10 protein-coding genes are annotated in these 11807 nt (G+C 66.5%); 6 read left to right on the top strand and 4 right to left on the bottom strand.

The features are described 5' to 3' along the window. The coding region (lysX, locus tag WAN02_RS01115) for a bifunctional lysylphosphatidylglycerol synthetase/lysine--tRNA ligase LysX (RefSeq protein ID WP_422262014.1) at positions 1-1982 on the bottom strand (1982 nt) is incomplete at its 3' end. Between the two features lie 466 nt (positions 1983-2448). On the opposite strand from lysX, the gene infC reads away from it, so the two are divergent. The 4 genes from infC to WAN02_RS01095 are packed head-to-tail and all read left to right on the top strand — an operon-like array spanning position 2449 to position 4526. Continuing rightward, a complete protein-coding gene (gene infC / locus WAN02_RS01110) occupies positions 2449-3048 on the top strand; it encodes a translation initiation factor IF-3 (protein ID WP_422262018.1) in 600 nt (199 codons plus the stop codon). A gap of 17 nt (positions 3049-3065) precedes the next feature. Then, positions 3066-3260, top strand: coding sequence for a 50S ribosomal protein L35 (rpmI, locus tag WAN02_RS01105; RefSeq protein WP_331510089.1), 195 nt, complete (start codon positions 3066-3068; stop codon positions 3258-3260). A 52-nt stretch (positions 3261-3312) separates the two neighbouring features. Then, positions 3313-3702 carry a 50S ribosomal protein L20 gene (gene rplT, locus WAN02_RS01100; protein WP_325690864.1) on the top strand — a complete coding sequence of 130 codons (390 nt, stop codon included), beginning with the start codon at positions 3313-3315 and terminating at the stop codon, positions 3700-3702. A 38-nt stretch (positions 3703-3740) separates the two neighbouring features. Continuing rightward, positions 3741-4526 carry a TrmH family RNA methyltransferase gene (locus WAN02_RS01095; RefSeq protein WP_422262011.1) on the top strand — a complete coding sequence of 262 codons (786 nt, stop codon included), beginning with the start codon at positions 3741-3743 and terminating at the stop codon, positions 4524-4526. On the opposite strand, the gene WAN02_RS01090 is transcribed toward WAN02_RS01095, so the two are convergent. Next, positions 4523-5593, bottom strand: a complete 1071-nt coding sequence (locus WAN02_RS01090; RefSeq protein WP_422262009.1) for an oxygenase MpaB family protein — start codon at positions 5591-5593, stop codon at positions 4523-4525. The two genes, WAN02_RS01095 and WAN02_RS01090, sit on opposite strands and share 4 nt — an antisense overlap. A 212-nt stretch (positions 5594-5805) precedes the next feature. Between WAN02_RS01090 and WAN02_RS01085 the strand changes: the two genes are divergently transcribed. Together WAN02_RS01085 and WAN02_RS01080 are read left to right on the top strand one after the other, a co-directional pair. Further along, on the top strand, positions 5806-6744 hold the full coding sequence (locus WAN02_RS01085) for an adenylate/guanylate cyclase domain-containing protein (protein ID WP_422262007.1): 939 nt from the start codon (positions 5806-5808) through the stop codon (positions 6742-6744). 9 nt (positions 6745-6753) lie between these two features. Then, entirely contained in the window at positions 6754-7554 is an 801-nt protein-coding gene (locus tag WAN02_RS01080) for a rhomboid-like protein (RefSeq protein WP_422262016.1), read from the top strand. Between the two features lie 9 nt (positions 7555-7563). Here WAN02_RS01080 and WAN02_RS01075 read toward each other — a convergent pair whose 3' ends face one another. Beyond that, entirely contained in the window at positions 7564-8937 is a 1374-nt protein-coding gene (locus WAN02_RS01075; RefSeq protein ID WP_422262005.1) for a M1 family metallopeptidase, read from the bottom strand. Next, positions 8892-11807 (bottom strand): Pls/PosA family non-ribosomal peptide synthetase (locus tag WAN02_RS01070; protein WP_422262003.1); only part of this gene is annotated, 2916 nt, incomplete at its 5' end. The genes WAN02_RS01070 and WAN02_RS01075, both read right to left, overlap by 46 nt.

Here is an 11807-nt window from a genome sequence, read left to right as displayed (position 1 = left end):
CCGCCGAAGTCCCGGATCCGCAGCACCCGCCCTGACACTGAGACCGCCGTATGATCCTCGATACTCAGGGCCTGAGCGACCGTGTGGCTGGGTGGCTTTCCCACCGGATAGGCGTCAATACCGCTGTCCTGCAATGCCTTCAGCTTGGACATCCGGACGCGCATCTGCTCAGGTAGTCGCCGGCCCCGCGCGTCGACGTCGCCGAAGTCGGCCTCCTGCAATGCCGAAGCGTCCGGCGCCGAACCGTCACGGTGCAACAACCCGGTCGCCAACAGCGTCGGTGGGACAGACGGGTGATGACCGGTGTGCTGTTCGTCGCGGCGGGTGAAGGGCAGCACCAGGAAGCCCTCCGCGATCGACGAAGCGACGCCCACCCGTGGAACCATCCGGGCGTCCTCGTAGCAGGCGAAGCGCGGAATCCAGTCGGGCTGGTATTTCATGTTCGAGCGGTACAGCGTCTCCAGCTGCCACCAGCGCGAGAAGAACAGCAGGAACCCGCGCCACAGTCGGGCCACCGGGCCAGCGCCGAGTTGGGCGCCCTGCTCGAACGCCGATCGGAACATGGCGAAGTTCAATGAGATACGAGTGATGCCGATGCGTTCGGCGTGCAGAGCGAGCTCGCTCACCATCAGTTCGATGGTGCCGTTGGGGGAGTGCGGCGACCGGCGCATGAGGTCAAGCGAGACGCCGTTGCGTCCCCAGGGCACCAGCGACAGCATCGCGACCACAGTGTCGTTGGATCCGAGGGCCTCGACCAACAGGCAGTCGCCGTCGGCCGGATCGCCGAGTCGGCCCAGCGCCATCGAGAAGCCGCGCTCGGCTTCGGTGTCCCGCCATGAGTCGGCACGCGAAATCACCTGCGCCATCTCGGCGGGTTCGATGTCGTGGTGGCGTCGGATACGCATGGTCAGCCCGGCGCGGCGGGCTCGCGTCACCGCCTGGCGCACTCCGCGCATTTCGCGCCCCGACAGCCTGAACTCGGCAGTCTGCAAGATCGCTTCGTCGCCGAGTTCCAACGCGTTCAGGCCGGCCTCGCGAAATGCTTTGGCCCCAGCCGAACTGGCACCCATGTTCCCCGGCGTCCAGCCGTAGCTCTGGCACAGCGCCAACCACGCGTCGATGGCTTGCGGCCATGCCCGCGGATCCCCGATCGGATCCCCACTGGCCAGACAGACACCGACCTCGACGCGGTAGGTGATCGCCGCGCGGCCGCTCGGCGCGAAAACCACCGACTTGTCGCGGCGGGTGGCGAAGTACCCCAGCGAGTCGTCCTTGCCCCACAGTTCGAGCAGCCCACGAATCGCAGATTCATCCTCGCCGGTCAATGCGTTGTCGGCCCGCTGCGACTGGAACAACACGATGGCGGCAACGATCAACGCCATCGCGCTGAACAACCCGAACAGCGCGTTGAGGAATACCGGCGGACGCCCGGTGAATTGCGCCGACTCGACGACGGCGAACCCGACCACCCGGTTCACCACATAGAACAACCGGTCTTCGGGGGCCAGCGAGCGGGGAAACGTCTCGACGAGACCCCAAGACACCACGATTCCGATCGCCCACCCGGTCAGCAGCACCCCGGCTGCCTTGTACAGCGCACCGGGGCGGACCTTCGCCCAGAATTCGCGGTAACCCAAGATCAGCACCACCACCGCGGCAAGGTGCAGACCGAGACCGAGCATCTCGCCGAAGCGCTTCGCTGCACTGGGGTGATCCACGATCAGACCGGCCACGTTCAAGCCCGCGGCCAGCAACAGGTTGAACACCAACAGCCACCAGGCGATGCGTTTGCGGGCGGTGAGTGCGCCGGCCAACAGTGCCAGCACGAACGACCACGCAAAGCTGGTGTCAGGGAAGTTGAATATGTAGTCGTTGATGAATTCCCGGGGCACCCTGATCAGCCACCGAATCACCGGCGACACACTGGCGATCAGCGACAAGGTGGCGATGACACCAACCGTCCAGCCGGCGGCTGCCGGCACCCAGCGGAGTCGAGAACTCGGCTGGCTCCGCAGGCGGGAAGCGGTGAGGGTCACAGACGGCGAGGATATTCGGTTTGGCTATGGAATGCCTATGTTCTCCGACGGCATACATTGCTCGTGTCGGCCTCGAGGTCTCCCGCATGCCTCGTGGTGCGGACGGTCGGACGGCGAGGTGACGGCGTTGAGCGTCGTGACTGGTAGACTCACCTGCGCGACCGTCTCCGGCAATGCCAGAGACAGCAAGTGGAGTCCCGCTCCCACCGTTGGCCAACAAGGTTCAGCGGTCCGGTCACTGGCACACCAGTTGTGCCGGTTCTGCGTTCGGCAGGCGGCTTTTGCCGTGATCGGTCGGCACCGGGCCCTGCTTATGCAGGGCTTTTTTGCTGATGGTGTGGTATCCCAACCCGCTGACTCCAACGGAGCAGGTGGCGGTGGCAATTGACGAAAGATCAATGAGGGAGGCCCCATCAGCACTGAGACCCGCGTCAACGAGCGCATCCGCGTACCTGAAGTCCGTTTGATCGGTCCAGGAGGGGAACAGGTAGGCATCGTGCGTATCGAAGATGCCCTTCGCGTCGCCGCGGATGCCGATCTCGACCTTGTCGAAGTTGCGCCGGACGCCAGACCACCGGTCTGCAAAATCATGGATTACGGCAAGTTCAAGTACGAGGCGGCGCAAAAAGCGCGCGAGTCTCGCAAGAACCAGCAGCAGACCGTTGTCAAAGAACAGAAATTGCGACCCAAGATCGACGATCACGACTACGAGACCAAAAAGGGTCACGTGATCCGCTTCTTGGAGGCGGGAGCGAAAGTCAAGGTGACCATCATGTTCCGCGGACGCGAGCAGTCGCGACCCGAGTTGGGTTACCGGCTGCTGCAACGCCTGGGTGGCGACGTCGCCGATTACGGATTCGTCGAGACATCGGCAAAGCAGGACGGACGCAACATGACGATGGTGTTGGCACCGCACCGCGGCGCAAAGACGCGTGCCCGTGCGGCCCAAGACGCCAGTGGTCCCACGCCCCAACCCGCACCCACCAGCGATCCCGAACCATCGCCGAACTGATACAGAGGACCTAAAACATGCCCAAGACCAAGACCCACAGCGGCGCGTCGAAGCGATTCCGGCGCACCGGCACCGGGAAGATCGTGCGTCAGAAGGCCGGCCGCCGCCACCTGCTCGAGCACAAGCCGACCAAGCGGACGCGACGGCTGGATGGACGGACCACGGTGTCGGCCAACGACACCAAGCGGGTCAAGAAGCTGCTGAACGGCTGACCGGCAGCACAAGCGCCGGAACAACCACTTCCCAACGAGATAGGAACACCCCATGGCACGCGTGAAGCGGGCAGTCAACGCCCAAAAGAAGCGCCGCACCATCCTGAAGGCTTCCAAAGGCTATCGCGGCCAGCGGTCCCGCCTGTACCGCAAAGCCAAAGAGCAGCAGCTACATTCGCTGACCTACGCCTACCGTGACCGTCGGGCACGCAAGGGCGAGTTCCGCAAGCTGTGGATCTCACGGATCAACGCGGCTGCTCGGGCCAATGACATCACCTACAACCGGCTGATCCAGGGCCTGAAGGCCGCCGGCGTCGAGGTCGACCGCAAGAACCTCGCCGAGATCGCGATCAGCGATCCCGCGGCGTTCACCGCGTTGGTCGGTGTCGCGCGGGCCGCACTGCCCGACGACGTCAACGCGCCATCCGGAGAGGCCGCGTAACCTCGCCCGGCCGGACAATCGGATCTCAACCGCAATCGGTGCTCACGGAACGATCGACCCGGGTTGTCGCTGCGGTCAAACTGCACCGGCAGGTCGCCCGTCGCCGGAGCCGACTTTTCCTGGTCGAAGGCGCCAACTTGGTCGAAGCGGCATCGCGGCGTGGACTGATCCGCGAGGTCTTCGTGACCGAGGCCGCCGCGCTGCGGTATGCCGATGTGTTGGCGACACACCACGCATCGGTTCACCTCGTCACCGAGCGCGCCGCGAAAGCCTTGTCGGACACCGTGACTCCGACAGGCCTGGTGGCGGTCTGCGAGTTGCCGAGTCCGCCTTTGCAGGACGTTCTACTGAGCGCGCCCCGACTGGTCGCCGTCGGCGTCGAGATCGGTGAACCGGGCAACGCGGGCACCCTGATCCGCATCGCCGATGCCATGGGCGCCGACGCCGTGGTGTTCGCCGGACGCGGCGTCGACCCATACAACGGCAAATGCCTGCGCGCGTCGGCCGGCAGCATCTTCGAGGTGCCGGTCGTCGTCGCACCCGAGGTCGACGCGGCCGTCAGCGCACTGCAGGCCGCCGGGTTGCGGCTCCTGGCCACCACCGTGGAGGGTGAGCTGTCGCTCGATGACGCCGACCTGACGGCACCGACGGCGTGGCTGTTCGGCGCCGAGGCCCGCGGATTGTCGGCACAGTTGGCCGAGCGGGCCGACAATCGGGTGACCATACCGATGTCGGGGAGTGCGCAGAGCCTCAATGTGGCTGCGGCAGCGGCTATTTGCCTGTATCAAAGCGCCCGGGCGCAGCGGGTCGGTTCCGGCGACTAGGCGGCTTTGCCCCGGCCCCGCGCCGGACGCAATCCGGCCAGCGAGAACGTGGTGTGCACCAGCGAACCGGCGCGCTCGATGATCGATTTGCGCGGCGGGAAGTAGTGCATCGGCAACCCGCGGCGGTCCGGGGGCGGCGCCATGAAGCCCGGCGCCTCGACGAGTGGGGCTTCATCGGAGCCGCGGCCTTCGGCCCGGCGGTATGCGGCCAACGCCCGCGGATGCAACCGGATTTCGTCGGGAACGGCCAGGAACGCCAGCTCGACCAGCTTTCCGAACAGCCGCAACACCACTTCGTCGCCGGGTGTCCAACGCATGCCGGCCTTTTCCCGCACCGACGGCTCGAACAATCCGGCCGCGATCCAACGTTGGCCCGCGACAAGCGGTTTGAACAGCTGGTCCCATACCGGGGTGGGCATCAACACGAATTTCGGTTTGGGGATCCGGATTTGGAAGATGTCCAGCGTGGCCTGGTTGATCTCCAGCTCATCACGGCAGACCCGTTGCCAGTAATCCTGAAATTCCTCCCAGGACTCGGGAACCGGTCGCATGCTCATCCCGTACATCCGGTACCACCGCACATGTTCGTCGAACAGCTGACGTTTTTCGGCCTCGGTCAACCCGCCGCAGAAGTACTCGGCCACCTTGATCACCAGCATGAAAAAAGTGGCGTGCGCCCAGTAGAACGTCTCGGGGTTCAGCGCGTGGTAGCGCCGGCCGGTGGCATCCACGCCCTTGATGGTGTGGTGATACTGCTTGATCTGCTCACCGGTCTGGGCCGCCCGGCCGCCGTCGTAGACAACGCCCATGATCGGGTACACCGAGCGCGCCACCCGTTGGAGCGGTTCGCGCAACAGGATTGAGTGCTCCTCGACGCCCGCACCCAGTTCCGGATACATGTTCTGGATCGCGCCAATCCAGACGCCCATCATCCCCGTGCGCAGGTCGCCGAAGTACTTCCATGTCAGCGACTCCGGTCCCAGCGGAACCGTCTTGTTGTCCGGTTCAGCCGGCCGGCGTGCGGCGGAGCTGCGCGGCCGCTTGGAGGGCATCGACGTCACTGTCATCACGGCCTCCCAGTCCTGATGGGCGATGATGAGATCACGATAATGATGACAACGTACGTTGTCTACAATTTCGGCGCGCGTCGCGATGCACTGTTACCGAGTGTCGACGCGACCGTCGCAAGCGCGTGATCAGGTGGTTCACCCCAGATCGTGTCGGACACCACCATGAACCTCGTTGCCGGTCGCTCTGGACACCACCTACCCTGAGCGTTGTGGAACTTGGGCCGCAACCGGCGTGCGGCGAGCCCGATCAAACCGTGGCCACACCGGAGTCGCGTGACTCAGGACAGCGTCCGCAGGCGTCGATACGCGACGCGGCGGAATGGCTGCGCAGCACAAATCGAAACCCAGGCATGATTGCGCTGGTCCGGCGGGCGCGCAGGTTCCTGCCTGGCGATCCCGACTTCGGCGACCCGCTCTCGACGGCCGGCCAGGGTGGACCGCGTGCGGCAGCCCGGGCCACAGGCCGCCTGTTGGGCGAACGGGGTGGCGCGTCGCGGGAGGTCGGTCTCGGCGCGCTGCAGGTGTGGCAGGCGCTGACCGAGGCAGTGTCCCGACGTCCGGCATACCAAGAAGTCACCATCGTTTTCACCGACCTGGTGGGTTTTTCGACCTGGTCGTTGCACGCCGGCGATGACGCCACCCTCAAACTCTTGCGGCGAGTCGCGCGGGCGATCGAAGCGCCGCTGCTCGACGCCGGTGGGCACATCGTCAAGCGGATGGGCGACGGGACCATGGCGGTGTTCGCCGACCCGCTCGTCGCGGTCGGTGCTGTCTTGGAGGCCAAGCGAGCGCTGAAATCGGTCGATGTCGACGGCTACAAGCCGAGAATGCGGGTCGGAATCCACACCGGTCGACCCCAGCGCCTGGCGGCCGATTGGCTCGGAGTCGACGTCAACGTCGCCGCGCGGGTGATGGAGCGCGCGACCCGGGGCGGAGTGATGGTGTCGGGGACCACACTGGACCAGCTTGACGCACACGACTTGGTCACACTCGGTGTCGCTGCCAAGCGCGTGCACTGGCCGGTCTTCGCGAGTAAACCCGCAGGTCTGCCGCCTGATTTGGCCATCTACCGGCTCAAGCCGTCCCGGGAGAATGTCAGCGACTTATCAGGATTTGACCGCGCGGATGACGAGAGTCCGCAGGCATAGTAGATGGCGATGATAGTGCAGATATTGTCGCGACTCTCACGCGTGCGGATCACGCTGGGCTACGCGGCGGTGCTGATCGGTGTCAGCGCGGCGCTCGTGGATCTCGGCCCGCGCGCGCGTGCGCACGTCATCGCGCAGGCCAGCACCAATCTGCACAACCTCGCACACGGTCACTTGGCCACCCTGCTGGACAGCGCCTTCGTCACTGAATCCGGTCCGATGTACTTCTGGTTGCCGTGCCTGGTGTGCCTGCTGGCCCTGGCTGAGCTGATCTGGCGAAGCGGGCGGTTGGCCATCGTGTTCGTCACCGGCCATATCGGTGCGACGCTGCTGGTCGCCGTCGGCCTCACCGCGGCGATCGAATTCGGCTGGCTGCCGCTGTCGGTTTCGCGCGCGAGCGATGTCGGGGTGAGCTACGGCGCTGTGGCGGTGCTGGGTGCGCTGACCGCAGCGATACCTCAGCGCTGGCGACCGGCCTGGATCGGCTGGTGGCTGCCGGTCGGTATCGCCGCGGCCGCACTGGGCGACGATTTCACCGATGTCGGGCACTCCGTCGCGTTGGTGCTGGGCATGCTGGTCTCTCTCCGACTGGGCGGCCCGGCCCGCTGGACACCAGTCCGGTGCGCGCTGCTGGCGGTGTCCACGGTCTTCGGCTTTTTCCTGTTGGCGCACGGCGCTTGGTCGATGTGGGGTGCTGCGGCCGTGGGCGCGCTGGGCGCCGTGACGGCCGAGTTGATCACTCATTCACGGACCGTGCGTCGACGGGTGGGACTGCCCGAGCTGACGCCGGAGCCGGCACTCAACAGCTGATCGACCCCGTTACGGGACGGCCTTCGAGTACAGCCAGCTGTCCCACAATGCCGACAACGATTCGTCGCAGTAGCCGGCGGCCAGGCCGGTGAAGTCGTCGGTTACGGCGCTGCCGTGGCGGTAGCGGTTCGTCCAATCCCTCAGTAACGCAAAGAACTTGTCGTCGCTCAACCGTCGACGTAGCGCGTGCAGGGTCAACGCGCCGCGCTTGTACACCCGGTCGTCGAACATGTCCCGCGGCCCGGGGTCGGTGAGCAGCAGATCCTGCGGCGAGTCACGCAACTTCTGGTGATAACGCCGGGCGAGTTCGTCGGCGCTGGGGCCGCCGCTGTGCTCAGACCACAGCCACTCGGCGTAGCACGCGAATCCTTCGTGCAACCAGATGTCGCGCCACTGCCGCGCGGTGACCGAGTTTCCGAACCACTGATGGGCCAGCTCATGGGCGATGAGTCGCTCGCTGCCCCGCGTGCCGTCGCAATGATTGGCTCCGAATATCGAAATTCCTTGAGCCTCAAGGGGTATTTCGAGATCGTCGTCGGTCACGACGACGGTGTAGCCGTTCGCCAGCGGATACGGACCGAACAGGTCGACGAACAGCTCCATCATCTCGGGTTGCCGGGCGAAGTCATGGTAGAAGTTGCGGCGCAGCCGTTCGGGCAACGTGGCCCGCATCGACACCGGCGTCTTACCCTGCCGCGTCAGCTCATACATCCCGATCTGCAGGGTGATGAGGTAGGTCGAGGTCGGCTCGGGTTGTTCGTAGGTCCACTCGGTCTGCGCGGCCCGCACCCGCCGGGAGACCAGCCTGCCGTTGGCGACCACCCGGTAGGGGTTATCGGCGCTGACCTGTATGCGGTAGGACGCTTTGGCGCTGGGGTGGTCGTCGCAGGGAAACCACGACGGGGCACCGTTGGGCTGCCCCGCGACCAGTACACCGTTGGTCAGTTCCTCGAAACCGACATCTCCCCACAACGATCGCACTGGTCGCGGCGTCCCGTGGTAGTGCACGACGATCGACATCTGGGCCCCGGTGGCCAGTTTCGTGGACAATCGAATGCGCAATTTCCTCATCCGGCAGTCGAAGTGAGCAACCCGTCTGCCGTTCACCAATACCTTCGACACGGTCATCGCAGCGGAGAGATCCAGAGTGAATTCCTCTAATTCGGTAAGTGTGACCGCGCCGATCGTCGCCGATCCCGAAAGCCGATTGATGGCGACCTTGTATTCCAATGCCAGTTCGTAGCGTGACACCCGGTAGCCGAGGTTGCCGTTCTTCGGCAGATACGGGTCGATCACCGTCTGCTCGGCGCGGGGCGCGAGCTTCTTGGCAACCCGTTTCACGCGGCGGCCTTCTTGCCGGACTTCTCCCGTGGCGTATCCCATGGTCTGATCGGATTACCTTGCCAGCGTGTCGATTTCGGCACCTTGTCGCCCCGCACCACCAGCGATGCGGGACCGACCGTCACGCCCGCGCCGAGCCGGGCCGATGGCAGAGCTACGCCGTGCGGACCCAGCGTCGCGCCGTCCTCCAGCACGACGGCGTCCATCCGCATGATCCGGTCGTGAAAAAGATGTGTCTGCACAACGCAGCCACGGTTCACGGTGCTGCCCCGGCCGAGTGTGACGAGATCGGCCTCTGGTAGCCAATAGGTTTCGCACCAGGCGCCGCGGCCGACCTTGGCGCCCAGTGCGCGCAGCCACATGTTCATCACGGGTGTGCCGCTGGCCGCGCGGGCGAACCACGGCGCCGCCACGGTTTCCACGAATGTGTCAGCGAGCTCGTTGCGCCATACGAACGACGACCACAGCGGGAACTCGCCCGCCCGAATCCGGCCCACCAGAAGCCATTTCGCGGCCACTGCGACTCCCGCGGCCACCGCGCCCGCGGCCAATAGCACAAGCCCACCGCACAGGGCGGCGCTCCAGATGCCGAAGATCCGGACCAGCGCCTGCAGCGTGCCCAGCACCGCCAGTCCGATCGCTGCGGTCACCATCACCGGAAGCACCCGAAAAGCCTCGACGACCGACCGCATCGCCTTCAACCGCCATGGTGGTTCGTAGGTGCGGGCCGCGTCCGCCTCGGCGGGACGGCGGCGCAGCCGCATGGGCGGGCTGCCCAGCCACGACGAACCGCGTTTGGCTTTGGCCGGAGCTGCCGACAGCACCGCGACCAGTCCGTCGTCAGGGACCCGCCGGCCAGGTTGGGTGATGCCGGAGTTGCCGAGAAACGCCCGCCTGCCGACCGTCGTCGTAGCCGCATAGATCCAACCGCCGCCCAGTTCGTACGACGCGACCATGGTGTCGTCCGCCAGAAACGCACCGTCCTCGATAACGGTGAATTTCGGGGTCAGCAACACCGTCGAAATCTCGGTGTCGCGGCCGACTTTGGCGCCGAGCAGCCGCAGCCAGCCAGGTGTAGCCAGGCTGGCGTACAGCGGGAACAGGTAATTGCGCGCGCCGTCCATCAGCCGCTCGCTGGCCCACAGCTGCCAGCCGCTACGGCTGCGCACCGGGTGGTAGCCCTCCCGCAGGCCGATCGACAGCGTCCGGACCGCCACGATGGTCATCACGGCGTAGGCCGCCAGTGCGGCCAAAGTCGCGACCGGCGTCCACAGCAGCGCGGGCAACACTGCCTGCGACAGCCGGTGAGTGTGGTGGACAGCCAGGCCGATCACCGCGAGCCCGGCCGCCAGAGCGGTCAGCGGCATCGCAGCCAGCAGCACCGACGTCAGCGCGTAGACCGCAACCCAGTGACTTCGGCGCGCCGGCCGTTCGTCTGGCCAGGGGTGTTTCACCCGGCCGGACTTCACTGCGGGCGAACCTTTCCAGTACTGGCGGCTTTTCACCTTTCCGACGACGCCCGACCCGGGTGCGACGTCGGCGTTCTTGCCGACGACGGCGCCGGGCAGCAACGTCGTGCGCGTGCCGATCGTCGCGTCGTTGCCGATCGTGATCGCCCCGACGTGAAAGTCATCGCCGTCGATCCAATGCCCGCACAGGTCAACCTCGGGTTCGATGGCGCTGCGGTGTCCGAGCGTCAGCAGACCGGTGACCGGTGGGATCGAGTGCAGATCGACGCCCTTGCCGATATCGGCGCCCAGGGCGCGCGCGTAGTACACCAGCCACGGCGCCCCCGCCAGGTTCTCGGCGTCGCTGGCCTCGGCGAGCCGCTCGGCCAGCCACACCCGCAGGTGCACCCAGCCACCGCGGCGGTAGGTTCCCGGCCGCACATTCGGCAGCAACAGCCGCGCCGCCGACACCGCGATCGCCATCCGGCCCATCGGCGTGACGAACACAACGAACGCGGCCGCAACCACCCACCAGTTCACCGCAACGGTCCACGGCACCAGATGCAAAGACCGGGCGACGTTGTTTCCCAGCGCCAGCCACGTCACCCACTGCAGCGCGGCCAGCGTTGCCAACGGCACCGACAGCAGGATCTGAGCGAGCTGCGAAGACAGTGGGGTCGCTCGCACCTCCCGCTCGATCACATCCGGAGGCGCCTCGAGCTCGTCGAGGAAGCCGGTCAGCGAGCCCAGCCGCGGATGGTCGTACAAGTCGGCGACCGTGACCTGGGGATACCGGTCCCGCAACGCGGCAACGAGCTGTGCCGCGGCGAGCGAGCCACCGCCGAGCGCGAAGAAGTCGGCCTCCGGGCCCGTCACGGTGGCGCCGAGCAGGTCCTGCCACAGCCCGGCCAGCCACCCCGCCGTACCGCTGAGCTCGAGCGCTGCCTCGGTGTCGGCGTCACCTGGCGGTGGCCAGGGCAACGCGTCGCGGTCGACCTTGCCCGACGTGCGGGTGGGTAGCTCGTCGACCCGGACCAGGCGCGGCACCAACGCGGCGGGAAGCTGCGCGGCGAGCTGGGCGCGCGCGGCGGCGATGTCGAATTCCTGGTCGGCGCTAGCGACATAGCCGACCAGCATTGGCGTGCCGGCCGCCGTCCGGCGGACCGCCGCCGCGCCACCGCTGACCCCCGGAAGATGGACCAGCGCGGCGTCGACCTCGCCCAGCTCGATCCGGCGCCCGCCGAGCTTGACCTGCTCGTCGGCGCGTCCCATGAACAGCAGGCCCTCGGGTTCGGCGCGCACCAGATCGCCGCTGCGGTACGCCCGCTCCCAGCCGAGGGCCGACAGCGGCGCGTACTTCTCGGCGTCCTTCTCCGGGTCCAGATAGCGCGCCAGCCCGACGCCGCCGATCACGAGCTCGCCGCTCGCGCCCATCGGCACCGGCTGCCCGAGGCCGTCCACGAC

It is taken from the genome of Mycobacterium sp. (assembly GCF_049281135.1).
Classification (GTDB): Bacteria; Actinomycetota; Actinomycetes; order Mycobacteriales; family Mycobacteriaceae; genus Mycobacterium.
Note: the sequence above shows the minus strand (reverse complement) of the source record. Positions and strands in the feature narration are given on the sequence as shown.